This is a genomic window from Paraburkholderia sp. (assembly GCF_034668105.1).
In the GTDB taxonomy this organism is placed as follows: domain Bacteria; phylum Pseudomonadota; class Gammaproteobacteria; order Burkholderiales; family Burkholderiaceae; genus Paraburkholderia.
This window is the reverse complement of sequence record NZ_JAXDPY010000034.1, coordinates 1-22,605: the sequence shown is the minus strand read 5'-3', so window position 1 is coordinate 22,605 and position 22,605 is coordinate 1. Positions and strand designations below refer to the sequence as shown.

General features: G+C 61.8%; 23 protein-coding genes and 1 pseudogene. 13 read left to right on the top strand and 11 right to left on the bottom strand.

The genetic code is table 11. The features are described 5' to 3' along the window. The coding region (locus QOC89_RS01830; RefSeq protein ID WP_323043456.1) for a hypothetical protein at positions 1-311 on the top strand (311 nt) is incomplete at its 5' end. 43 nt (positions 312-354) lie between these two features. Here QOC89_RS01830 and QOC89_RS01825 read toward each other — a convergent pair. From QOC89_RS01825 to QOC89_RS01800, 6 genes are all read right to left on the bottom strand, one after another. After that, on the bottom strand, positions 355-807 hold the full coding sequence (locus QOC89_RS01825) for a DUF2844 domain-containing protein (RefSeq protein ID WP_323043455.1): 453 nt from the start codon (positions 805-807) through the stop codon (positions 355-357). 178 nt (positions 808-985) lie between these two features. After that, positions 986-2,284, bottom strand: coding sequence for a DUF3443 domain-containing protein (locus tag QOC89_RS01820; protein WP_323043454.1), 1,299 nt, complete (start codon positions 2,282-2,284; stop codon positions 986-988). A 31-nt stretch (positions 2,285-2,315) separates the two neighbouring features. Next, positions 2,316-2,834: a DUF2844 domain-containing protein gene (locus QOC89_RS01815; RefSeq protein WP_323043453.1), complete on the bottom strand. Its 519-nt coding sequence runs from the start codon at positions 2,832-2,834 to the stop codon at positions 2,316-2,318. A 323-nt stretch (positions 2,835-3,157) separates the two neighbouring features. Continuing rightward, positions 3,158-3,973, bottom strand: coding sequence for a TolC family protein (locus QOC89_RS01810; protein ID WP_416340329.1), 816 nt, complete (start codon positions 3,971-3,973; stop codon positions 3,158-3,160). Positions 3,974-4,039: 66 nt separating this feature from the next. Further along, positions 4,040-4,363 carry a rhodanese-like domain-containing protein gene (locus QOC89_RS01805; RefSeq protein ID WP_323043452.1) on the bottom strand — a complete coding sequence of 108 codons (324 nt, stop codon included), beginning with the start codon at positions 4,361-4,363 and terminating at the stop codon, positions 4,040-4,042. Between the two features lie 80 nt (positions 4,364-4,443). Continuing rightward, positions 4,444-5,097 carry a protein-L-isoaspartate O-methyltransferase gene (locus tag QOC89_RS01800; protein ID WP_323043451.1) on the bottom strand — a complete coding sequence of 218 codons (654 nt, stop codon included), beginning with the start codon at positions 5,095-5,097 and terminating at the stop codon, positions 4,444-4,446. Positions 5,098-5,388: 291 nt separating this feature from the next. On the opposite strand from QOC89_RS01800, the gene QOC89_RS01795 reads away from it, so the two are divergent. The 6 genes from QOC89_RS01795 (at position 5,389) to QOC89_RS01770 (ending at position 12,390) form a co-directional block, all read left to right on the top strand. Continuing rightward, positions 5,389-6,465 (top strand): LacI family DNA-binding transcriptional regulator, encoded by a 1,077-nt coding sequence (locus QOC89_RS01795; RefSeq protein WP_416340328.1) that lies wholly within the window; start codon positions 5,389-5,391, stop codon positions 6,463-6,465. Between the two features lie 3 nt (positions 6,466-6,468). Then, a complete protein-coding gene (locus tag QOC89_RS01790) occupies positions 6,469-7,956 on the top strand; it encodes a sugar ABC transporter ATP-binding protein (RefSeq protein ID WP_323043450.1) in 1,488 nt (495 codons plus the stop codon). Next, the gene (locus tag QOC89_RS01785) at positions 7,937-8,950 is read left to right on the top strand and encodes an ABC transporter permease (protein WP_323043449.1); all 1,014 of its coding nucleotides are present in this window, start codon (positions 7,937-7,939) and stop codon (positions 8,948-8,950) included. The genes QOC89_RS01790 and QOC89_RS01785 overlap by 20 nt, the downstream gene beginning before the upstream one ends. Positions 8,951-9,033: 83 nt before the next feature. Continuing rightward, positions 9,034-9,996 carry a substrate-binding domain-containing protein gene (locus QOC89_RS01780; RefSeq protein WP_323043448.1) on the top strand — a complete coding sequence of 321 codons (963 nt, stop codon included), beginning with the start codon at positions 9,034-9,036 and terminating at the stop codon, positions 9,994-9,996. 109 nt (positions 9,997-10,105) lie between these two features. After that, the gene (locus QOC89_RS01775; RefSeq protein ID WP_323043447.1) at positions 10,106-11,155 is read left to right on the top strand and encodes a sugar phosphate isomerase/epimerase; all 1,050 of its coding nucleotides are present in this window, start codon (positions 10,106-10,108) and stop codon (positions 11,153-11,155) included. A gap of 83 nt (positions 11,156-11,238) precedes the next feature. Continuing rightward, positions 11,239-12,390, top strand: coding sequence for a Gfo/Idh/MocA family oxidoreductase (locus QOC89_RS01770; RefSeq protein ID WP_323043446.1), 1,152 nt, complete (start codon positions 11,239-11,241; stop codon positions 12,388-12,390). A gap of 52 nt (positions 12,391-12,442) precedes the next feature. On the opposite strand, the gene QOC89_RS01765 is transcribed toward QOC89_RS01770, so the two are convergent. The 5 genes and pseudogenes from QOC89_RS01765 to QOC89_RS01745 form a co-directional block, all read right to left on the bottom strand. Continuing rightward, positions 12,443-13,531 (bottom strand): J domain-containing protein, encoded by a 1,089-nt coding sequence (locus QOC89_RS01765; protein WP_323043445.1) that lies wholly within the window; start codon positions 13,529-13,531, stop codon positions 12,443-12,445. A 41-nt stretch (positions 13,532-13,572) separates the two neighbouring features. Further along, a complete protein-coding gene (locus QOC89_RS01760; protein WP_063495029.1) occupies positions 13,573-13,833 on the bottom strand; it encodes a hypothetical protein in 261 nt (86 codons plus the stop codon). A gap of 171 nt (positions 13,834-14,004) precedes the next feature. Continuing rightward, positions 14,005-14,328, bottom strand: a pseudogene (locus QOC89_RS01755) (efflux RND transporter permease subunit); the annotation flags it as partial. A gap of 134 nt (positions 14,329-14,462) precedes the next feature. Continuing rightward, the gene (locus tag QOC89_RS01750; RefSeq protein WP_323043444.1) at positions 14,463-15,632 is read right to left on the bottom strand and encodes an ABC transporter substrate-binding protein; all 1,170 of its coding nucleotides are present in this window, start codon (positions 15,630-15,632) and stop codon (positions 14,463-14,465) included. 35 nt (positions 15,633-15,667) lie between these two features. Then, a complete protein-coding gene (locus QOC89_RS01745; protein WP_323043443.1) occupies positions 15,668-16,609 on the bottom strand; it encodes a CysB family HTH-type transcriptional regulator in 942 nt (313 codons plus the stop codon). Between the two features lie 223 nt (positions 16,610-16,832). On the opposite strand from QOC89_RS01745, the gene QOC89_RS01740 reads away from it, so the two are divergent. The 6 genes from QOC89_RS01740 to QOC89_RS01715 form a co-directional block, all read left to right on the top strand. Beyond that, positions 16,833-18,512, top strand: a complete 1,680-nt coding sequence (locus tag QOC89_RS01740) for a nitrite/sulfite reductase (RefSeq protein ID WP_323043442.1) — start codon at positions 16,833-16,835, stop codon at positions 18,510-18,512. A gap of 23 nt (positions 18,513-18,535) precedes the next feature. Next, positions 18,536-19,075 carry a DUF934 domain-containing protein gene (locus QOC89_RS01735; protein ID WP_323043441.1) on the top strand — a complete coding sequence of 180 codons (540 nt, stop codon included), beginning with the start codon at positions 18,536-18,538 and terminating at the stop codon, positions 19,073-19,075. Next, positions 19,072-19,818, top strand: coding sequence for a phosphoadenylyl-sulfate reductase (locus QOC89_RS01730; RefSeq protein WP_323043440.1), 747 nt, complete (start codon positions 19,072-19,074; stop codon positions 19,816-19,818). The genes QOC89_RS01735 and QOC89_RS01730 overlap by 4 nt, the downstream gene beginning before the upstream one ends. Positions 19,819-19,931: 113 nt before the next feature. Next, a complete protein-coding gene (cysD, locus tag QOC89_RS01725) occupies positions 19,932-20,894 on the top strand; it encodes a sulfate adenylyltransferase subunit CysD (RefSeq protein WP_323043439.1) in 963 nt (320 codons plus the stop codon). A 19-nt stretch (positions 20,895-20,913) separates the two neighbouring features. After that, positions 20,914-22,227, top strand: coding sequence for a sulfate adenylyltransferase subunit 1 (locus QOC89_RS01720; RefSeq protein ID WP_323043438.1), 1,314 nt, complete (start codon positions 20,914-20,916; stop codon positions 22,225-22,227). A gap of 75 nt (positions 22,228-22,302) precedes the next feature. Beyond that, positions 22,303-22,605: SAM-dependent methyltransferase (locus tag QOC89_RS01715; protein WP_323043437.1), on the top strand; the 303-nt coding region annotated here is incomplete at its 3' end.

Genomic DNA, 22,605 nt, shown 5'->3' with positions numbered 1-22,605 from the left:
TGGTGTTGGTGTTGGTGTTGGTGTTGGAGTCGGAGTCGGCGTTGGTGTCGGAGTCGGCGTTGGTGTCGGCGTCGGCGTCGGCGTTGGAGTTGGAGTCGGCGTTGGCGTCGGAGTCGGAGTCGGCGTTGGCGTCGGAGTCGGAGTCGGAGTCGGCGTTGGAGTGGGCGTCGGAGTCGGTGTTGAACTCGGCGTTGCCGGCTTGTCATTGTCCTGCGTCGGATTCGAGCTGCCGTCGTCGCTACCGCCACCGCCGCCGCAGGCTGAAAGGGCCAAGCTCGCCGTCAGCAGCGCGAAGCAAAGTTTCTTATTGAGCGTCTTCATGTTTCTTGTATTCCGTGAAATCGATGTGTCGCGTCACTGCAGATCGTCAGCACGGACATTGGCGGGGACGAGGCGCGGCAGGACCGCCTTGCCGAAGAAGTTGCCCGCGCGTCCTGCTGACTCGATCTGAAAGTCGCCGTTGCGTTCGATCAACGGACCGGTACCTCGTACGTGCGCTGTCCCTGCGGAAACTGCGTTCGGGAAGTAGCTGCCGAGGAGCGCGACCATGTCCGGGCGCACGGGTCCTTGCCACGTGACGGCAAAAACGACATTGCTGGGTAGCGCGTATTCGCGAATCCTGACACCGTCAGCGTCACGCGATTCACGCACGGTGTAAGCCGCGGCAGTAGAAGAAGAGGAATTAGGCGTTGCCGCCCGAAGCAACGTCTGCGGGGCCGCAGCCGTATTCGGTGCACCACCCAACGCCGCATACGACGCGAGCGGCAACAGCGCCGACACCACTAGCACGATCTTTACAAATTTCATCAGATAGCTCCAAAAAACAGGTCGGAGCATGTTGCCTGCGGGCAATTAATGAGAGGCTCAGATAAATCTCAACGGTGAGTAGGAAACACCGATGCGACTAGATCGATTTTGCACAGCGGCACAAGAGGGAGGGAGGCAACTCACGACGCCGCCTCCCGATTAAGACACACTCAGTTCGTCAGAACGCGACAAACGATCCGTTCTGCTTGCCTATTGCGCTGATGCCGACCGTCGTGTAAACGCTGCGTCCGTAGAAGAAAGGCAGCCCCCACATGAACATTCGCAAACTGGACTGATACCAGCCGACGTTGTCGTACGCGGCATACCCGTTCGCCGACATGCGGAGGGCATTGTCGATCGTAAAAGGCATCTTGACAGGCGCTCCCTTGCCGCTGGTGGCCTCCATCGTGGCAGCCAGATTCAGCGCGCTCGACGGCGTGTACCAACCCGACGTAGTGGGAATCGAATCGTCCTGGAACGCGAACCCGTTGGTACCGCTGTCGAGTGCACTCCAGTTGAACGCCTGACCTTGATACTGGGTTGTAAATTCGCCGTGCTCATCCAACGCCAGAATGTTCACGTTCGACGGCAACGCGTTATTCGATTGCGTGCCGATACCGAATATCAGTTCGCCGGTGACACTCGCCTGGCCTCCCGCCGGCAGCTTGGGCAGGCGGATGATCGTGCCGTTGTTATCCCTCGGGAAAGCGGCGACGGGGTTCATCACCTCTTTGCCGACCGTCATGCGCGTGTTGAAGCACGCGTTAGCGCCCGTGCAATAGTAGTAGTTCCCCGGCAGCGCGGTGGTCAGCGCGTCTTTCGAGTCCTGAGTGCCGTAGCCGATGCCGAGAATACCGTTGGCGCCGAGTTTCTCGACGGTACTGAGGTCCGGGCCGCCATGCGCGACGCAGTCCGACGGGATGGCGTACGCGCCGTCGCCGATCAGCTGGATGGGAATATTGCTTGCCGTGCGGCTGCCGATAGTGACATCGGCGCGTTTCACCGAGCCCCAGGTCGTGCCGGAACCAAACGGCATGCATTCGGCGATCGGTGCGACGCCGCTTACGTCGTCGACGGCGCCGACTTGCGTCAGCAACTGCGACCGCAGCGTCGGCAATGCGCTGGCCATGATGCGTACACCTACTGAGCCCGTATCCACCACCATGCGGTCGACGGTAGTGCACTGGCTCCCGCCCTGCGTACCTGGAACACACAGGGTGATCGTGGCGGAAAGCATGTTGATGCCGCCCATCGAATTGTCGACACGGATCGACACCGTGTTGCCGCCGCTGGGCGTATTTCCGGAGTTATCCGAACTGCCCGAACCATCCGGCTTCTTGATCCAGTCGGGATCGGCGGACCAGCCGATCGAGCTATTGTTGTTGCTGCTGTTTCCGTCACTTCCGCCGCCACATGCGGACAGTGTCAGCCCAAGCGCTACCAGCGCGATCGAGAGTGTCTTATTGATTGTCGTCATTTTGTTGTTTCCGCGAAATCGATACGCCGTGTTACTTCAGATCGCCTGGGCGGACATTTGCGGGCATCAGTCGCGGCAGATACGCCATGCCGAAGAAATGCCCCAGGCGGCCGGCCGATTCAATGCGGAACTCACCGGTGCTTTCGATCAGCGGACCGGTGCCGCGCGCGCGGCTTTCACCGGCAGCCACATAGGTTGGGAAATAGCTGCCGAGGAGCGCCGTCATATCCGGGCGTATGGGTCCTTCCCACGCGACGGCGAACACGACATTGCTCGGCAGCACGTATTCACGGATCGTGACAGCGTTAGCGTCACGCGATTCGCGCACGGTGTAGGGGGCGGTGGCGGTCGTTTTAGCCGCACCGGTTACGGCGGTAGTGACGGTAGTGGCGCTCGCGCCGGTCGCACTGCTAGCGGCGGCGGAATGCGACGTGGCGCGCAGCACCATGGGAGAGGAAGGCGCAACGGCGCTCGGTGCGCCGCCCAGCGTTGCATACGATGCGAGTGGCAACAGCGTTGCGCCAAGCATCACGGTTTTCGAAAATCTCATTACACGGCTCCAGAAAACGTGTCGCAGCATGGTGCCCGCGAGGTGTTTAGGAAACCGCAAGAAGCTTCTGGAGCAGTGACGAGAAACGTCTTATTGAAAGCGCGATGTCAGCATCGTCTTAGGTCGTCTTAATTGCCGAGGCCGACGTTTGCATGACTTAAGACAGGAACTCAATCGCGAAGAGTTTGCGATCTGTATCGAAGTGGGAAGGGGTAATGGCGCTGTTCGAAGGTGTGGCGCTGCGAAAGCGCGCTAGCAACTAACGCAAACAGCCGATCGAACGCGGCAAGAGCATCCAGAAAAGTAAAGCAATAAGCGAGACGCTACTGAGCCTGCGCAGGCGCCAAAGTGCCCGGCATAGCCCGCCGCCCGACCTTTCCCGCCGCGCCTTTCGCAGCGACGCCCGGATGCGGCACCGTCGGCGCTTGCGGCAGCGCGGTCAGCGAACCGTCGTCGACCGGCGAGAGCAGCGCGCTCAACTGCAGCACATCCTGATCGGTGAGATTCGCGGTGGAAGCCTTCAGCTTGAGGCTATTGATCAGCGTGTCATAACGCGCTTTCGCCAGATCGCGGCGCGCCCAAAACAACTGATCTTGCGCATTGAGCAGGTCGATATTGATCCGCACGCCGACCTGATAGCCGAGCAGATTCGATTCGAGCGACGTGTTCGCCGATCGCTCAGCGGTCTGCAGCGCGCGGACCTGTGCGAGCCCACTCACTACCCCGAGAAAGGCCTGCCGCGCCGACAGCGCGGCATTGCGCCGAGCCGTATCGAGATCGGCCGCGGCCTGATCTTCGAGCGCGAGCGTCTGACGAACCCGGCTTTGTGTCGCGCCGCCCGTAAAGATCGGAATCGTGACTTGCACGCCGATCGTGCTGTTGGTGTACGACGACCCCCGGTTGTCCAGTTCCGCGGCGAGCGCCGGTGCGCCGGGTGCCGGCGTATTCGCACCGCTGCCGAAGCCGCCACCGAAATTGCCGCCGAAGTTACCCGCACCCGCCGCGCCGAGACTGCTGCGCGAGCGGCTCGCCACCAGGTCGACGGTCGGTAGATGGCCGGCCTTGGCTTTCGACGTCTCGCGCTGCGCGTTGTCGAGCGCAATCTGCCTCAGAACGACCTGATAGTTAGCGTCGCTCACGCGCCATGAAGCGCCACAGCGGCCGCACGGACCGGCACTCGCTGGCGCTTCATCGGGACCGTTCGATCAATAGGTGGGAACGGCGGGATCGACCTGACGCGACCACGCGTCGATCCCGCCTTGCAGATTGAACACGCTGGTATGGCCGCGCGATTCGAGGAACATCGCGACCTGGGCGCTGCGCGCGCCGTGGTGGCAGACGCAGACGATTTGCGCGTCGTCGTCGAGTTCTTCGCTGCGCGCCGGAATTTCACGCATCGGAATCGACACGGCGCCGGCAATCGACGCCGTCTGGATTTCCCACGGTTCGCGCACGTCGAGCAGCACGGGTGCGGGGCGCGACGTGTCGGCGAGCCATTCGGCGAGCGCGGGAGCGGTCAGATTTTGCATCAGCAGGACATCCAGTTCAGCGGACGGCGGCGTGCCGCCCGTACAGATAAACGTGCAAACGAAACGTGTAGCGGTGCGATTTAAAACTTGAAGCGCGGCGGCTGCACAGCGTTGATCAGCGGCTCGACGTAGGTTTCGAACACGTCGGCGATACGGTATTGCTTTTCGTCGATACGCGTGATGATCTGCGCCTTCATGACCGGCGCGGTGCCGACAAAGGCCGCCAGACGGCCACCGATCTTCAGGTGTTCGAGGATTTCCTGCGGCAGCACCGGCAGTCCGCCCGATACGCAGATCACGTCGTACGGTGCGGCGTTGGCCCAGCCGCGCGACGCGTCGCCGGTGGCGACTTCGGCGTTCAGCACACCGTTGGCGATCAGATTGTTCTTCGCCAGTTCAGCCAGTTCCGGTTCAATGTCGACCGTCAGCACGTGCTGCGCGCGGTGCGCGAGCAGGGCCGCCATGTAACCCGAGCCGGCGCCGATTTCGAGCACGCTTTCGTGTTTCTTCACCGCCAGTTCCTGCAGCACGCGCGCTTCGACACGCGGCGCCAGCATGTGCTGGCCGGCCGGCAGCGGCACTTCGAAGTCGACGAAGGCCAGATCGCGGTAGACGGTGGGGACGAAGTTTTCACGCTTGACGATCGAGAGCAGATTCAGCACGTCCTGGTCGAGCACTTCCCAGGGGCGGATCTGCTGTTGGATCATGTTGAAACGCGCTTGCTCGATGTTCATGGTGGGTTCGGCTGTGTGGTTTGGCGAGTTTGCGATTGAGTTTGCGTTGCTTTGCCACTGGCCGGCGGCCTCGGGGTACAGCGCGGGGCGCGGGCTACGGCAGGGTAACTGCGGGATTGTACCAAATGGCGGCCCGAAACCCGCCGTCGCGGGCAGTGCGGCGTCGGGCCACCGCCGGGGCCGGCTCTCGCCGTCGGCCCGCCTCCGTGTTAATCCCTAGCGATCTGTCCTTGCGCTTCCCGCCGCGATCGCTCAAAAATGTAATCGATTACATTTTCAAGGCGCATCCCCTTGTCCAAGTCGTTGTCCAAACCGGCCTCCGCGACATTGTCGAAGGCGGGCGCGCAGCCCGCGGTTCAGCCGTTGCGGCCTGCCGAGGGACTTTCGATCGGTCAGGTGGCGGAGCAGGCGGGCGTCTCGGTGGCGACCGTGTCGCGTGTGCTGAACGGCCACGAGAACGTGCGGCCCGCCACGCGAGACAAGGTCCTGGCGGTGGTCGACGCCAGCGGCTATCGCGTCAACGTACTCGCGCGCAACCTGCGCACTGCCGAAAGCCGCCTGCTGCTGACGATGGTGCCCGACGTCGGCAACCCCTTCTACGCGGAGATCGTGCGCGGCATCGACAGCGTCGCGCGCCAGCATGGCTATTTCATGCTGCTCTGCGACACCGGCGCCGATCCGGGCCGCGAGCGCAGCTACTTCGATCTGCTGCGCCGCCGTCGCGCGGACGGTGCAATCTGTCTCGACCCGGCCACGATCCAGCAGGCGCTCGGCGAAGCCTCGAGCGCGCTGCCGTGGGTCGCGTGCTGCGAGTTCGATCCAGCGATGGGCGTACCGTACGTCGGCATCGACAACTATCGCGCGGCGGGCGACGCGGTGCGGCATCTGCTCGCGCGTGGCCATCGGCGCATCGGGCTGATCAATTCCGATGTCGACTACCTGTACGCGCGGCAGCGTCAGCAAGGCTATCTGGATGCGTTGACCGAAGCCGGCATCACGCCGGACGAGCGTTGGCGCATGAACCTGAACAGTCTCGACTACGAAGCGGGCGCATCGGCGGCGGCCTTGCTGATGCAGCGGCCTGACGCGCCGAGCGCGATTTTCGCGGTCTCCGACACGCTGGCGATCGGCGTGATCCACGGCTTGCACAGCGTCGGCAAGCGCGTGCCGGACGATGTAGCGGTGGTCGGCTTCGACGATATTTCGCTCGCCGCGCAAATCGATCCGCCGCTCACCACCATCGCCCAGCCGATGCGCGAACTCGGCGAAACCGCCGCGCGTCTGCTGCTGCAACGGCTCGCGAATCCGCTAGCGAACGTGCCGGGCGTGCTGTTGCCGCATCGGCTCGTGATCCGCAGGAGCGCGTGAGCCATGAGCCTCGCCATCCGTTTCGACGATATTCGCAAAGACTTCGGCCCGGTGCGTGTGCTGCATGGCGTGAGCTTCGAACTCGCGCCGGGGCGCATCTACGGTTTGCTCGGCGAGAACGGCGCGGGCAAATCGACGCTGATGAAGATCCTCGCCGGCTACGAAACGGCGACTTCGGGCACCTTGCTGGTCGATGGCCACGCGCAGCAGTTCATCGGTTCGCGCGACGCCGAAGCGGCCGGCATCGTGCTGATTCACCAGGAGTTCAATCTCGCCGAGCATCTGACGATCGCGCAGAACATGTACCTCGGCCATGAAAAAAAGCGCGGCTGGTTCGTCGACGATGCTGCGATGCGCGCCGACGCCGCGCGCTATCTCGCCCAGGTCGGCCTCGAAAAAGCGCCGGATACGAAAGTGCGCGAGTTGATCGTCGCGGAAAAGCAGATGGTGGAGATCGCCAAGGCGCTATCGCGCCGCGCGCGTTTGCTGATCATGGACGAGCCCACCGCCACGCTCACGCCGTCCGAGACGGAGCGCCTCTTCACGCTGATGGCGAAGCTGAAGGCCGATGGCGTGACCATCGTCTACATCTCGCACAAGCTCGATGAAATCGAGCGCATCACGGACGAAGTGATCGTGATGCGCGACGGCCGCTTTGTCGCGCGCGGCGAAACCGCGGGACTCGCGCGGCAGCAGATGGCGAATCTGATGGTCGGGCGCGAGTTGTCCGATATGTTCCCCGACAAGATCACGGTGCCCGCCGACGCGCCGATCGCGCTGAAAGTAGAGAACCTCGCCGTGCCGAACTGGGTTGAGGATCTGAGCTTCGACGTGCGCGCCGGCGAAGTACTGGGTTTCGCGGGCCTCGTCGGCGCGGGCCGCACCGAAGCGTTCGAAGCGATCATCGGTTTGCGCAAACGCACGGCGGGCCGCATCGAAATCGCGGGCCGCCGCGCCGATCTGAAGAACCCGCGCGATGCCATGCGCCACGGCCTCACGTATTTGAGCGAAGACCGCAAAGGCAAAGGCCTGCATGTGAATCTGAGCCTGCAGGACAACGTCACGCTGATGACGCTGGAACGCTACGCGCATCCGCTGCTCGACATGAAAGCGGGGCGCGCTGCGTTGACTAAGGCGGTGAGCGACTTCGGCATCCGCACGGGCGATCTGTCGAGCCGCGCGCGCATGCTTTCCGGCGGCAATCAGCAGAAGCTCGCGCTCGCCAAGTTCCTGCAGCCCGATCCCAACGTGATCGTGCTCGACGAGCCCACGCGCGGCGTCGACGTCGGCGCGAAACGCGACATCTATTTCCTGATCCATCGTCTTGCCGCGCAAGGTCGTGCGGTGGTCGTCATTTCATCCGAACTGATCGAGCTGATCGGCTTGTGTCATCGCGTCGCCGTGATGCGCGCGGGACGTCTGCAAGCCACGCTCACGCTCGAGCATCTGACCGAAGAGGAGTTGATCGCCCATGCGACCGGCACCCACTGAAGCCGTGCAATCCGGCCGCGCGTTGCGCTTCGCGCATCGTCTGTACGCGCTCGGGCCGCTGGTTGGGTTGATCGTGCTGTGCATCGTCGGCACGCTGCTCAACCGCGATTTCGCGACGCTCGACAACATGATGAACGTGCTCACGCGTACGTCGTTCATCGGCATCATCGCGGTCGGCATGACGTTCGTGATCATTTCGGGCGGCATCGATCTGTCGGTCGGATCGATGGCGGCGCTGATCGCGGGCAGCATGATCTGGTTGATGAACGGACTCGCGGCGGGCGTCGGCGGGCACACATTCGCGCCCATGCTGATTCTGACGCTCGGCATTGTTTTCGCGCTGGTGCTCGGCGGCTTGTTCGGCTGCGCGCACGGCTTGTTGATTACCAAAGGACGCATCGAGCCGTTCATCGTCACGCTGGGCACATTGGGGATTTTTCGCGCAGTGCTGACGTGGCTCGCGGATGGCGGCGCGCTGACGCTGGATAACTCGCTGTCGGACCTGTACGGACCGGTTTACTACGCGAGTTTCTTCGGCGTGCCGGTGCCGATCTGGGTGTTCCTGGTCGTCGCCGCGGGCGGCGCGTTGATCCTGAATCGCACGGCGTTCGGCCGTCATGTGCAGGCGATTGGCTCCAACGAACAGGTCGCGCGTTATGCGGCGATTCGTGTCGATACCGTGAAGATCGTCACGTACGTGCTGCTGGGCATCTGCGTCGGCGTCGCCACTGTGCTGTACGTGCCGCGGCTCGGCTCCGCGACGCCGACCACAGGCCTGCTTTGGGAGCTCGAAGCGATTGCTTCGGTGGTGGTGGGCGGCACCGCGCTGAAAGGCGGCGAAGGGCGCGTGGTCGGCACCGTGATCGGCGCGATTCTGCTGTCGGTGATCGCCAATATTCTGAATCTGACCAGCATCATCAGCGTGTATCTGAACGCGGCGGTGCAGGGCGTTGTGATTATCTTCGTCGCGTTCGTGCAGCGCGGACGACGGTAGGCAGTGGGCGTTGAGCTTCAAGGAAACCAACGGCAAGTTCCAGAATCGGGGCGCATGAACGCCTCACAATCGGAGACATAACCATGAAGCAGGTCATTCGGGCAGTCGGCGCCGGCGTGCTGGCGTTAGGGATACTGGGCACGGCAGGCGTCTCGCGTGCCGACGAAAAGGTCACGCTGGGCGTCGCGATTCCGACGGCCGACCATGGCTTCACGGGCGGCATCGTCTGGTGGGCGAACAAGGCAAAAGCCGATCTGGAGAAAGCCCATCCCGATCTGAAAGTGATCGTGAAAACCGCGGCCGGCGCGCCCGAACAGGCGAACCAGTTGCAGGATCTGGTGACGGTGAACAAGATCAACGCGCTGGTGATTTTCCCGTTCGAGTCGGCCTCGCTCACACAGCCGGTCGCGCAGGTGAAGAAGAAAGGCGTGTATGTGACGGTGGTGGATCGCGGCCTGACCGACACCAGCGCGCAGGACGCCTATGTGGCCGGCGACAACACCGCGTTCGGCAAGATTCCCGCCGAGTTTCTGGCGAAGGAGCTGGGCGGCAAGGGCAACATCGTCGCGTTGCGCGGCATTCCGACCACGCTCGACAACGAACGCTGGACCGCCTTCACGAACGTGATCAAGAACTATCCCGAGATGAAGATTCTCGACGGCAAGTACGCGAACTGGAATCGTGACGACGCGTTCAAGGTGATGCAGGATTACCTCACGCGCTTCAAGCATATCGACGCGGTCTGGGCCGCCGACGACGACATGGCCGTGGGTGTCATCAAGGCGATCGAGCAGGCCAGGCGCACCGACATCAAGATCGTGTTCGGCGGCGCGGGTTCGAAGGGCATGGTGAAAAACGTGATGGACGGCGCGCCGATGATCAAGGCCGACGTGTCGTACTCGCCGAAATTCATCTACGACGCCATCAAGCTCACCGCGCAAGCGCGTCTGAAGGGCGAGAAGCTGCCGCCGACCACGATCATTCCGTCGGTGCTGATCACGAAGGACAACGCGCAGCAGTTCTACTTTCCGGACTCGCCGTTCTGATCCCGAATGGCCCCGGCTGATTGTGGCCGATCGTGAGTGTGCCGCGCGCGCTTGCCGTGGTTCTGCCGCAGAGGCATGACAGGCGCGCCCTAGTTCGAGGAACCGTACGATGAAAACCATCAAAGGGCCGGCGATCTTTCTGGCCCAGTTCATGGGCGACGAGGTGCCGTTCGACAACCTCGCGCATCTGGCGGGCTGGGCCGCAAGTCTCGGCTTCAAGGGGATCCAGGTGCCGTGCGATACGCGTCTGATCGATCTCGAACAGGCGGCGGCGAGTCAGACGTATTGCGACGAGCTGCGCGAAATCGCGGACGATGCGGGCGTGACGATCACCGAACTGTCGACGCATCTGCAAGGGCAACTGGTGGCCGTGCATCCGGCCTATGACGCGTTGTTCGACGGCTTTGCCGCGCAGCATGTGCGCGCCAATCCCACTGCGCGCACGCAGTGGGCGGTCGAACAGATGAAGCTCGCAGCGAAGGCTTCGCAGCGTTTGGGTTTGAGTACGCACGTGTCGTTTTCCGGCGCGCTGGCGTGGCCTTATCTCTATCCGTGGCCGCAGCGTCCGGCGGGTTTGGTCGAAGCCGCCTTCGATGAACTCGCGCGCCGCTGGACGCCGATTCTCGATGCATTCGACGAAGCCGGAGTCGACGTGTGCTACGAACTGCATCCGGGCGAGGACCTGCACGACGGCGTGACATTCGAGCGCTTTCTCCATGCGGTCAAGCAGCACCCACGCGCGAATATTCTCTACGACCCGAGCCATTTCGTCTTGCAGCAACTCGACTACCTCGCGTTCATCGACATCTATCACGAGCGCGTCAAGGCGTTTCATGTGAAGGACGCGGAGTTTCGGCCGAACGGCAAGCAGGGTGTGTATGGCGGCTATAGCGGCTGGGTGGAACGCGCGGGGCGTTTCCGGTCGCTGGGGGACGGGCAGATCGATTTCGGCGCGATCTTCTCGAAGATGGCGCAATACGATTTTCCGGGCTGGGCGGTACTGGAATGGGAGTGCGCGCTGAAGCATCCGCAGGACGGCGCGCGTGAAGGCGCGGAGTTTATTCGCCGGCACATCATTCGGGTGGCCGACCATGCATTCGATGACTTCGCGGGCAGTGGCGTGGATTCGGCGCAGTTGAAGCGCGTGCTTGGTATTTGACTACAGGATGAACGTGAGCTGGCTGCGGGTTGCCATGAAGCGACTGTGACGCAGATGAAGCAGACCACAAAGGAGTGAGGGCGATGCCATCAGGAAAACTCAGGCTCGGCATGGTCGGCGGCGGGCAGGGCGCGTTTATCGGCGCGGTGCATCGGCTCGCGGCGCGGCTCGACGATCGGTTCGAACTGGTAGCGGGCGCGTTGTCGTCCGATCCGCAGCGCGCGCAGGCGAGCGCCGCCGAGGCCGGTATCGCGCGCAGCTATGCGGACTGGCGCGAGATGGCGCGCGTTGAAGCGGCGCGCGACGACGGTATCGACGCGGTCGCGATCGTCACCCCGAATCATCTGCATGCGCCGGTGGCGACGGCCTTTCTCGAAGCGGGTATCCATGTGGTGTGCGACAAGCCGCTGGCGATTTCGCTGGCGGAAGGCGAAGCGCTGGCGAAGCTCGCTCGCGAGAAGAACAAGCTGTTCGCGCTGACGCATACGTATTCAGGCTATCCGTTGGTGCGCCATGCTCGCGAGCTTGTCGAAAAGGGCGAGCTCGGTGATATACGGGTGGTGCAAGTCGAATACGCGCAAGACTGGCTGGCGGAACCGATAGAGACGAGCGGCACGAACAAACAGGCCGGGTGGCGCACGGATCCGTCATTGGCGGGTCCCGCGGGCTGTCTCGGCGATATCGGCACGCACGCGTATCACCTCGCTGCCTTCATCACGGGGATGACGCCGTCGTCGCTATCGGCGGAGTTGCATACATTCGTGCCGGGACGCCGTATCGACGATCACGTGCAGGCGATGCTGCGCTATCCGAACGGCGCGCGCGGCATGCTGTGGGCGAGCCAGGTGGCGAGCGGCGCGGAAAATGCGTTGCGTCTGCGGGTCTATGGCACGAAGGCCGGTTTGAGTTTCGATCAGGAGAATCCCAACGAATTGTGGTTCACGCCGTTAGGTGGTGTGGCTGAGCGCGTGACACGAGGACGAGTTAAAAGCGCGATCGCCGCGCACGCGACGCGCGTGCCGGCGGGACATCCTGAAGGTTATCTGGAAGCGTTCGCGCAGTTGTACAAAGATGCGGCGTTGCAGATCGAGGCGTTGGATGCGGGGCGCGCATTGCCCGCCGAAAGCTTGCTGCTCACGACAGTGGACGATGGTGTCGCGGGGTTGCGGTTTATTGATGCGGTACTGGCAAGCAGCGCGGCGGACGGGCAGTGGCGGGAGATAAAACCCGCTTGACCTTGGGTACGTGACGGGCGCGCCGGACGGCAAAGGGAACCTTGAATTGTATTTAACGCCGCCTGATCTTTAGCCACGCCTTGAGCGTGCCCAAGTCCTGGAACTCCACCAGATCGTATTCGAGCGACCTGATCTGTTCCTGTAGCATAAAAAAGTCCTCTGTCAGCCCGTAGATGACTTTCTTCGGCGTGATGGAGGCCATCGGGTCGAGCCCGTAGCGTTCCTTGAATGCCATTTCGACAAACATGATTTCGTCGTCGAGTTCGCCTACCTGCTCCTTCAGTATCTTGTTGTAGTGCTTGAGCCGGTCTTCGCTCAGGTTATCGAGCGCGTTCTGATCGATGTGTTCCAATTCCAGCTGCAATTCGAGCAAACGCAGCAGGTTGTTCTTGCTGTAGGCCTCGTTGACTCGTTGCATCAGCGCGGTTTTCCGTTTGCGTTCCTCCGGATCGCTTTCGCGATCGGGGTGCAGCGCGCTGGCCAGCTTTCGATATACCTCGCGAATCGAGCCGCTCAGTTGCGCTTCTTCTTCCTCGCGGCGCGTTTCGGCCGCCAACTGCCTGGCCGTCTTCTTTTTCGTGGCGCTTTGCGCCTGATGCGCCTGATGTTCCGCCGCTTGCGCGGCGTCGTCCTGTTCGATATGCGCCTGCAGGCGATCGAGAACTTCATCGGGCGAGTTCATGTCGATGTCGTCTAGCTCGACGCCTAATACTGTCTCGAGCATCGATTTCATTTCGTCCAGCTCGGACGCTCTGACGTCATCGTAGTTGGACCTGCTGTGCCGGTTGTATAGCGTTTTCAACTCGTCGCTATCTTCTTCCTCGAGACACCTCGCCGCCAGATCGACAATCACCGCTGAAAGGGTGCGCCGCTCGGTTTGCGTGATACGTTTCTGGTTGCTCTGCTCGTCGAGAAGGCGCGCCATCTGTGCACGCAAACGTTGCATCTTCTGCGTTAGCGGCAGCAGTTCATTTACGTATTTCTGCTGGAAAACTGGCGCGAATTCCTCCCAGGCGTTCAAACTGGCGCGCCGTTTCTCGATCTGTTTGATCAGCGTGTTGAACGTTTTCTGGCCCTTTGATAGGGTGGGCTTGTTGTGTTCCGGTGCGATGCTGACGGATTTGGCGCTTGTCCTCGTCATGGGGCGGATCTGTTTGGTCGTCGAATTGGATGCAACGTTGCCTAGCTGCCCTTGCTCTTTCTGATCTGCTCTTCGAACGCAATATCCAGCTTGCTAGCCTTGCGCGGCTTGGGCGGTCCAAAACCGTCGACGAACTTGACGAAGTCGTCGAGCGTCAGCGGATCGGAGACTTTCTTGTCCGTGCCGCTCGATTTGTCGACCAGATAAAACAGGCCGCCGGACAGGCTGATCGCCGCGAATTGCGGATTGCCACTGCGGGTTTTCAGCCGCTCGACGGCGTGGATGGCTCGGGTGGTGCGCATGGTGGGCGGAACGACGAATTGAAGGTATGCACTTTACCATCCGCGTGGCCTATCGCGGCTATTGCTCCAGTGTGCCGGTTCTGCCTTTACTGAACTTGCGCCGCACCCAATCCCCCGAATCCTCCAGCACCGTATAAACCACCGGCACCGCCACCAGCGTCAGAATCGACGCGCGAGCGGCTGCGCGAAGCTGGCAAATTGCGACGCAAGAATCATGTAGATGAAAATCACCGCCAGCGCCAATGCCTCCACCGCGTACACGAACGACTCGTTCATGCTCTTGGTCGAGCCTTCGAAACGATAGCGATAGCCCGCGGGCAAGTGCATCGCGTCGAGCGCCTTCGCGACGTCCGCGGCCACTTCGCCAGGCGAGCGGCCATTCACGTTCGCCGACAGCATCACTTCGCGTTGCAGATCGCGCCGGTTCAATACATCGGGCGCGGTCGTCTTGACGATATCCGCGATCTGCCGCAGCGGCACCAGCACCGACGCGCCGCCCAATCGGTGCGAACGGACGGCGGTCATGCGCGTTGATTCAAACGCGGCTGATGAGGAGGGGGCGGCGCACCATGCGCCATACGCCATGCGCGCGGATCGCGCGGCGCGACCCCCGCCGCGCGCCGCCACGCTTACTGGCTCAAATAAACGAACTTGCCGTTCTTGATAGTGCCCATCACGCTCGCGCGCTGATCCAGACCCACGTGGTCCTTCGCGCTCGTATTGACCACACCGTTCGGCACGACCAGTTCATGCGCGTGCTCCAGCTCGTCGCGCAGCGCGACGCGGAACGCCGGCGTGCCCGGCTGCGCCGTCTTCAACGCGCGCGCGACCGCATCCTGCAAACGCGGATACACACCCGCGGCATCGCCCGCGAATTGGGTCACGCTGCCCGGGCCGTACTTCGCCTCGTACTCGTTGGTGAACGCGAGCGCCGCTTTCTTCGCCGGATGATCGGCCGGCAGCGTGCGCGCGACTACGACCGGCTGGGTCGGGAACAGCGTGCCTTCCACGTCCTTGCCGCCCAGCTTGATGAACTCGGGCGTGGCGATGCCATGCGTCTGATAGATCGGGCCTTTGAAGCCGCGTTCGATCAGCGTGCGCTGCGGCAGCACGGTCGGCGTGCCGGCGCCGGCGATCAGGATCGCGTCCGGTTTGGCGGCCATCAGCTTGAGGATCTGGCCGGTGACGCTGGCGTCGGTGCGGTTATAGCGCTCGGTCGCCACCAACTGGATATGCCGCAAAGCGGCGAACTTGCTGAATTCGTTGAGCCAGCTTTCGCCGTAACCGTCCGCGAAACCGATGAAGCCCACGGTCTTCACGTTGTGGTTCGACATATAGCGCGTCATCACGTCGGCCATCGCACTGTCGGTCTGTGCCATCTTGTAGGCCCACACCTTCTTGCCTTCCTGCGGTTCCACCACGCTGGCCGAGCCGATCAGCGTGATCATCGGCGTCTGGCTTTCGGCGACGGGATCGAGCGCGGCCATTGCCGCCGGCGTGATATTCGGGCCGACGATCACGTCGACGTGGTCTTCGTTGATCAGCTTATGGATGTTGCGAACCGCCGCGCCCGGGTCGGAGGCGTCGTCGAGGAAAATGTAGTCGGCTTTCTGGCCGGCAATCGTGGCCGGCCACATCAGCATCGCATTCTTGCTGGTGATGCCGATCACGGCCGCGGGGCCGGTGCTGGACAGATCGATACCGACCTTGATGTCGGCGTGGGCTGCGGTGGCGAGCAGGAGCGCGCCAAAACCAAAAGCGGCGGTGAGTCCGCTGATCTTTTTCTTATACGACGTCATCAAAGGGTCTCCGTAGCGGGAAAGCAGGGGTGAGATCAAAGTTCGTAGGTTTCGTGTTCGCCTTTGAGCGCCTGTTCGATCAGCTTGCGGTTCATGCTCGGCGACAACAGCTCGACGAGCGTATACACATAGCTGCGCAGGTAAGCGCCCTGTTTGAGCGCGACCCGCGTCACATTGCTGCCGAACAGGTGGCCGACGGGCATGGCGCGCAGATGCCGGTCACGCTCGGCACTGAACGCGATATCCGCCATGATGCCGACGCCCAGACCCAGTTCCACGTAGGTCTTGATCACATCGGCGTCGATCGCCTCCAGCACGATGTCCGGATGCAAACCGCGCAGACGGAACGCCTCATTGATCTTGGTGCGGCCGGCGAAGGCGTTGTCATACGTAATCAGCGGATACTGGGTCAGATCATCCAACGACAAAAGTTTGCGGTCGAGCAGCGGATGATCCGGCTGCATCACGGCGACGTGATGCCACTGGAAGCAGGGCAGCGAGACCAGTTCCTTATAGCTGGCGATGGCCTCGGTGGCGATCGCCAGATCGGCCTGGTCGTGAATCACCATTTCGGCGACCTGGGTCGGGTTGCCTTGCAGAATCGAAAGGTGAACTTTCGGAAAGCGCTTCTTGAATTCAGCGATTGCGGCCGGAAGTGAGTAGCGTGCCTGGGTGTGCGTCGCGGCGATCACCAGATTGCCCTGATCCTGCGCCGCGTAATCTTTACCGACCCGTCTGAGGCTCTCCACTTCCTGCAGAATCTTTTCGACCGACTGTAGAATGATCCGCCCAGGCTCGGTGAGCGAACGCACGCGCTTGCCGTGGCGGGTGAAGATTTCGACGCCCAGTTCGTCTTCCAGCTCGATTATCGCCTTCGAGACGCCCGGCTGGCTTGTATACAGCGCTTTGGCCGCTTCGGTCAGATTGAAATTCTGCCGCACAGCCTCGCGGACGAAGCGGAATTGGTGCAGGTTCATATATAACCTCTCCGCATATCAAAAGAATTTTTTAGTCGTTTGAAATATAAGGCGAGTTTATTACGATCTGTCCATCTTTTTCAATATGGATATCTGTATTTGTCATAAGCAAATGAACGATGGGTCTAAACGTTCATGGGCGAGTGGTGACAAACAGAGATAGCCAAGGCGCGGCAGAACCGGACTGCCGTGTTGTCACTGCAAAAAAAATTGGGGTCCCCGAATGTACCAATACGATCAGTACGACCAGACCATCGTCGATGAACGGGTCGTGCAGTACGCCGATCAGGTTCGCCGCCGCTTGTCGGGCGAATTGAGCGAAGAGGAGTTTCGTCCGCTGCGTCTGCAGAACGGCCTGTACCTGCAGCGCCACGCGTACATGCACCGCATCGCGATTCCTTACGGCAATCTGCGCAGCGACCAGATGCGCGTACTGGCCCAGATCGCGCGCGAACACGACCGCGGTTACGGCCACTTCTCGACGCGCTCGAACATCCAGTACAACTGGATCAAGCTCGAAGAAACGCCGGAAATCCTGCGCAAGCTCGCCGCGGTGCAGATGCACGGCATCCAGACCTCGGGCAACTGTATCCGCAACATCACGGCCGACCAATTCGCCGGCGTGGCGCCGGACGAAGTGGTCGATCCGCGCCCCTGGGCAGAAATCCTGCGCCAATGGTCGACGTTTCACCCGGAATTCGCGTGGCTGCCGCGTAAGTTCAAGATCGCTGTGTCGGGTTCGAAAGAAGACCGCGCTGCCGTGCAGATCCACGACATGGGCGTGTATCTGAAGAAGAACGAGCAGGGCGAACTGGTGGCCGACATCCTGGCCGGCGGCGGCATGGGCCGCACGCCGATCATCGGCGCGATCATCCGCCGCGATTTGCCGTGGCAACATCTGCTGACTTACTGCGAAGCCGTGCTGCGCGTGTATAACCGCTACGGCCGCCGCGACAATATGTACAAGGCACGTATCAAGATTCTCGTGAAGGCGTTGAGCCCGGAGAAATTCTCGGCGCAGGTCGAAGAAGAATGGCAACACCTGAAGGACGGTCCTTCGACGCTCACGCAAACGGAAGTGGATCGCGTGTCGCAGTACTTCCAGCCGCCTGTGTATGAAAAGCTGGCCGACACGGATGCATCGTTCGAAAAGCATTTGCTGGAAAACCGCGCGTTTGCGCGCTGGGTCGAACGTAATGTGCGTCCGCACAAGGTGGCGGGCTATTCGTCGGTCACGCTGTCGCTGAAGCCGACCACCATCGCCCCGGGCGATGCCACCGACGCGCAGATGGAAGCGGTCGCCGATTGGGCCGACGAGTACTCATTCGGCGAAATCCGCGTGTCGCACGAACAGAACCTGATTCTCGCGAACGTGAAGAAGCGCGATCTGTTCGCGCTGTGGGAAAAGGCCAAGGCGCAAGGTTTCGCGACGCCGAACATCGGTTTGCTGACCGACATCATCGCGTGCCCGGGCGGCGATTTCTGCTCGCTCGCGAATGCGAAGTCGATTCCGATTGCGCTGGCGATCCAGGAGCGCTTCAACGATCTCGACTACGTGTATGACCTCGGCGACGTGTCGCTGAACATCTCGGGCTGTATCAATGCTTGCGGTCACCACCACGTCGGCAACATCGGCATTCTGGGCGTCGATAAGGACGGCTCGGAGTGGTATCAGGTGACGCTCGGGGGCGAGCAGGGCACGGGCGCCACCGGCGCGCATCTCGGCCGCGTGATCGGCCCGTCGTTCTCGGCGGAAGAAATGCCGGACGTGATGAGCAAGGTGATCGATACGTTCGTGGAAAACCGCCACGAAGGCGAGCGCTTCATCGAAACGTACAACCGCATCGGCATCACCCCGTTCAAGGAACGTGTGTACGCCTCGCGTCAACCGGCTCACGCGTAACCGCGAAAAGGATACTGAACAAGATGGCTTCTATCATCAAGAATCGCGCGATCGTCAACGATGACTGGACGGTGGTGCGCGCCGCTGAAGACGGCACGCTGCCCGCGGTCAATGAACTGCCGGCCGGCAAGGTGCTGGTGCCGCTCGCGCTGTGGCAGGCTTCTCGCGATGCGCTGATCGCATCGCGCAGTGCCGCTGAAATCGGCGTGTGGCTCGCGGCGGATAGCGAACCGGCGGATATCGTCGCCGACTTCGACACGATCGCGCTGATCGGCGTGGACTTCCCGGTGTTCCGCGACGGCCGTGGTTATAGCATCGGCCGCCTGTTGCGCGAGCGTTATGGCTACAAGGGTGAACTGCGCGCGATCGGCGACGTGCTGCGCGATCAACTGGCGTTCATGTTCCGTTGCGGCTTCGATGCTTACGCATTGCGTTCGGACAAAGATTTCGACGACGCCCTGAAAGCGTTCGACGAATTCAGCTTCAACTATCAGGGCGCCGTGAACTCGTCGCCGCTGTTCCGCCGCCGCGAAGCCGGCGAACTGGCAAAGGTCTCGGCATGAGCGAAGTCCAATCGCTCACGCCGGCACTCGCTGCGAAGATCGAGCGCCTCGATGCGCTGCTCGATTCGATCGCGGCGCGTCACGCGAACGTGAAGCTCGCCAGCAGCCTCGCCGCGGAAGACATGCTGCTCACGCACGCGATTCTGTCGCGCGGCGTGAAGATCGGCATTTTCTCGCTGAACACGGGCCGTCTGCATGCTGAAACACTCGGCATGCTCGATCGTGTGAAAGAGCGGTACGCTTACGATATCGAGCAGTTTCATCCGCAAGCTGCGGCGGTTGAGGAATATGTCGGCTCGCATGGCCTGAACGCGTTTTATGAAAGCGTCGATCTGCGCAAGCGCTGCTGCGAAATCCGCAAGGTCGAGCCGTTGAATCGCGCGCTGTCGGATGTCAGCGCGTGGGTGACGGGCCAACGCCGCGAGCAGTCGGTGACACGTGCCGAGCTGCACGAGGAAGAACACGACGGCGCGCGTAACATTGCCAAGTTCAATCCGCTGACGGACTGGACCGAAGCCGAAGTGTGGGATTATCTGAAGGCGTTCGACGTGCCGGTCAATCCGCTGCATGCGCGCGGTTACCCGAGCATCGGCTGCGAGCCTTGTACGCGTGCGATCCGCCCCGGTGAAGACAGCCGGGCAGGGCGCTGGTGGTGGGAGTCGCGCGATACGAAGGAATGCGGGCTGCATATCACGACGATTACGCCGATCCCCGTCAGCAGCGGCGAGAACGCTTCGGCATAAAGCATTTTGGCGGTTCAGGCCTTGGTTTTTGGGCTTGAACGCCGCACATACCGATTTGAATACTTCCGCTTGCGGCGAACCGCTCGTCAAGCGAACCCATGAAGGACCCAAACATGAGCACCACGCTCGATTCCACTATCAACGCACCGCTCACCAATACGGCAAACCGGATGGATCACCTCGATTGGCTCGAAGCCGAGTCGATTCATATCCTGCGCGAACTGGTCGCGGAATGCAGCAAGCCTGCTCTGCTGTTTTCGGGCGGCAAGGATTCGGTCGTGGTACTGCACCTTGCGCTGAAGGCGTTCGGCATTGGCGCGAATCGCAAGACCGTGCTGCCGTTCCCGCTCGTGCATATCGACACCGGCCACAATTACGAGGAAGTGATCGATTTCCGCGATCGTCGCGCGAAAGAGATCAGTGCTGAACTGGTGGTGGGTCACGTCGAAGATTCGATCAAGCGCGGCACGGTGCGTCTGCGCCGCGAACTGGATTCGCGCAATGCCGCGCAAGCCGTGACGCTGCTCGAAACGATCGCTGAACATGAGTACACCGCGCTGATCGGCGGCGCGCGCCGCGACGAAGAAAAGGCCCGTGCAAAAGAACGGATCTTCTCGTTCCGCGACGAGTTCGGTCAATGGGATCCGAAGGCACAGCGCCCGGAACTGTGGAGCCTGTACAACGCGCGTTTGCATAATGGTGAACACCTGCGCGTGTTTCCGATTTCGAACTGGACGGAACTCGACGTGTGGCAATACATCGCTCGCGAACAGCTTGAGTTGCCGTCGATCTACTACGCGCATCAGCGCGAGATCGTGCGCCGCAACGGCCTGCTCGTGCCGGTCACGCCGCTCACGCCGATGCGTGAAGGCGAGACCAGCGAAACCGCGCTCGTGCGTTTCCGTACCGTGGGCGACATCAGCTGCACGTGCCCGGTGGAAAGCGATGCGGACGATCTCGAGAAGATCATCGCTGAGACGGCCGTGACCGAAGTCACGGAACGCGGCGCGACGCGGATGGACGATCAGGTGTCCGAGGCCGCGATGGAACAGCGTAAGAAGCAAGGTTATTTCTAAGCACACGAGGGTAATGCAAATGAATTTTCATCAACCAGAAGACCTCGGCGTGCTGCGTTTCATCACTGCGGGCAGCGTCGACGACGGCAAGAGCACGTTGATCGGCCGCCTGCTGTACGACAGCAAGGCGGTGTTGAGCGATCAACTCTCGGCCCTGTCGCGCGCGAAGAACAAGCGTACCGTTGGCGACGAAATCGATTTGTCGCTGCTGACGGACGGTCTCGAAGCCGAACGCGAACAAGGCATCACGATCGACGTTGCGTATCGCTACTTTGCGACGGCCAAGCGCAAGTTCATCATTGCCGACACGCCGGGTCACGAGCAGTACACGCGCAACATGGTGACGGGCGCATCCACCGCGCACGCAGCGATCATCCTGGTCGATGCAACGCGTGTGACGTTCGTCGACGGCGTCGCGCAATTGCTGCCGCAAACCAAGCGTCACAGCGCGCTTGTGAAACTGCTCGGTTTGCAGCATGCGATTGTCGCGATCAACAAGATGGATCTGGTCGACTACAGCGAGACGCGCTTCAACGAGATCCGCGACGCGTATGTCGAACTTGCGCGCCAACTGGGTCTGAACGATGTGCGCTTCGTGCCGGTGTCGGCGCTGAAGGGCGACAACATCGTGACGGCCAGCGAAAGCATGCCGTGGTACGCGGGCGAGCCGCTGCTCGATTTGCTCGAAGCGTTGCCGGTCGAGATTCCGACGGGCCAGGCGCTGCGTTTCCCGGTGCAATGGGTGGCGCGCCAGGACGGCAGCCAGGCCGACGACTTCCGCGGCTACATGGGCCGTGTCGAGGCGGGCGAAGTGAAGGTTGGCGACACGATCGTCGTGTTGCCGGCGAACCGTGAAGCCACAGTAGCCGAGATCATCGCGCCGGTGGTGGGCGGCACGGCTGCGGTGGACCGCGCGTTCGCGGGTCAGACGGTGACGATTCGTCTGGCGGAAGACGTCGACGTGTCGCGCGGCGATACGTTCGTGCTGCGTGAGGAAGCGCCGGAGCCCGCCAGGAAGCTGGAAGCCGACCTGTGCTGGTTCGACGACACGCCGCTGTCGACGCAACGCAAGTATCTGTTGAAGCAGACCACCAACACGGTGTTCGCGCGGATTGGCGCGATCAAGGAAGTGCTCGACGTGCATACGCTGTCGCAGGCGACCGATCGCAAGGAACTGGCGATGAACGACATCGGCCGTGTGGCGCTGACGTTGCAGAAGCCGCTGGTGTGCGACGTGTACGACTCGCATCAGGGCACGGGTGCGTTTGTGCTGATCGATGAGGCGACGCATCACACGGTCGCGGCTGGGATGATTCGGGCGTTTTCTGCTTGAGTTTTGGTGGCTTGCGATTGACGCGCGTCGGTGGCTTCGGGTTTTGCACGAACCGGATGAATGGGATTGAGGCAAATGGGTAAGGTGTATCTGATCGGTGCAGGGCCTGGGGCAGCGGATCTCATCACGGTGCGCGGCGCGCGGCTGCTCGGCACGGCGGATGTGGTGCTGCACGATGCGTTGGTCGAGCCTGCCATGCTCGACTATGCGCCTTCGCAGGCGCGGCGGATTGCCGTGGGTAAACGGTGTGGGCAGCTTTCTACGGCGCAGCAGTTCATCAATAAGCAGATTGTGGATGCGGCGTTGGAGCATGAGGTGGTGGTGCGGTTGAAGGGCGGCGATCCGATGTTGTTCGGGCGTGCTGATGAGGAGATGCGG

What these genes read in the sequence shown, in the direction of transcription:
- QOC89_RS01820 (WP_323043454.1), bottom strand. Translation starts at nt 2,284, where the DNA reads ATGACGACAATCAATAAGACACTCTCGATCGCGCTGGTAGCGCTTGGG.
- QOC89_RS01825 (WP_323043455.1), bottom strand. Translation starts at nt 807, where the DNA reads ATGAAATTTGTAAAGATCGTGCTAGTGGTGTCGGCGCTGTTGCCGCTC.
- QOC89_RS01780 (WP_323043448.1), top strand. Translation starts at nt 9,034, where the DNA reads ATGAAGCAGGTCATTCGGGCAGTCGGCGCCGGCGTGCTGGCGTTAGGG.
- QOC89_RS01765 (WP_323043445.1), bottom strand. Translation starts at nt 13,531, where the DNA reads ATGACGAGGACAAGCGCCAAATCCGTCAGCATCGCACCGGAACACAAC.
- QOC89_RS01785 (WP_323043449.1), top strand. Translation starts at nt 7,937, where the DNA reads ATGCGACCGGCACCCACTGAAGCCGTGCAATCCGGCCGCGCGTTGCGC.
- cysD (WP_323043439.1), top strand. Translation starts at nt 19,932, where the DNA reads ATGAGCACCACGCTCGATTCCACTATCAACGCACCGCTCACCAATACG.
- QOC89_RS01740 (WP_323043442.1), top strand. Translation starts at nt 16,833, where the DNA reads ATGTACCAATACGATCAGTACGACCAGACCATCGTCGATGAACGGGTC.
- QOC89_RS01735 (WP_323043441.1), top strand. Translation starts at nt 18,536, where the DNA reads ATGGCTTCTATCATCAAGAATCGCGCGATCGTCAACGATGACTGGACG.
- QOC89_RS01770 (WP_323043446.1), top strand. Translation starts at nt 11,239, where the DNA reads ATGCCATCAGGAAAACTCAGGCTCGGCATGGTCGGCGGCGGGCAGGGC.
- QOC89_RS01790 (WP_323043450.1), top strand. Translation starts at nt 6,469, where the DNA reads ATGAGCCTCGCCATCCGTTTCGACGATATTCGCAAAGACTTCGGCCCG.
- QOC89_RS01760 (WP_063495029.1), bottom strand. Translation starts at nt 13,833, where the DNA reads ATGCGCACCACCCGAGCCATCCACGCCGTCGAGCGGCTGAAAACCCGC.
- QOC89_RS01800 (WP_323043451.1), bottom strand. Translation starts at nt 5,097, where the DNA reads ATGAACATCGAGCAAGCGCGTTTCAACATGATCCAACAGCAGATCCGC.
- QOC89_RS01805 (WP_323043452.1), bottom strand. Translation starts at nt 4,363, where the DNA reads ATGCAAAATCTGACCGCTCCCGCGCTCGCCGAATGGCTCGCCGACACG.
- QOC89_RS01730 (WP_323043440.1), top strand. Translation starts at nt 19,072, where the DNA reads ATGAGCGAAGTCCAATCGCTCACGCCGGCACTCGCTGCGAAGATCGAG.
- QOC89_RS01815 (WP_323043453.1), bottom strand. Translation starts at nt 2,834, where the DNA reads ATGAGATTTTCGAAAACCGTGATGCTTGGCGCAACGCTGTTGCCACTC.
- QOC89_RS01720 (WP_323043438.1), top strand. Translation starts at nt 20,914, where the DNA reads ATGAATTTTCATCAACCAGAAGACCTCGGCGTGCTGCGTTTCATCACT.
- QOC89_RS01775 (WP_323043447.1), top strand. Translation starts at nt 10,106, where the DNA reads ATGAAAACCATCAAAGGGCCGGCGATCTTTCTGGCCCAGTTCATGGGC.
- QOC89_RS01750 (WP_323043444.1), bottom strand. Translation starts at nt 15,632, where the DNA reads ATGACGTCGTATAAGAAAAAGATCAGCGGACTCACCGCCGCTTTTGGT.
- QOC89_RS01745 (WP_323043443.1), bottom strand. Translation starts at nt 16,609, where the DNA reads ATGAACCTGCACCAATTCCGCTTCGTCCGCGAGGCTGTGCGGCAGAAT.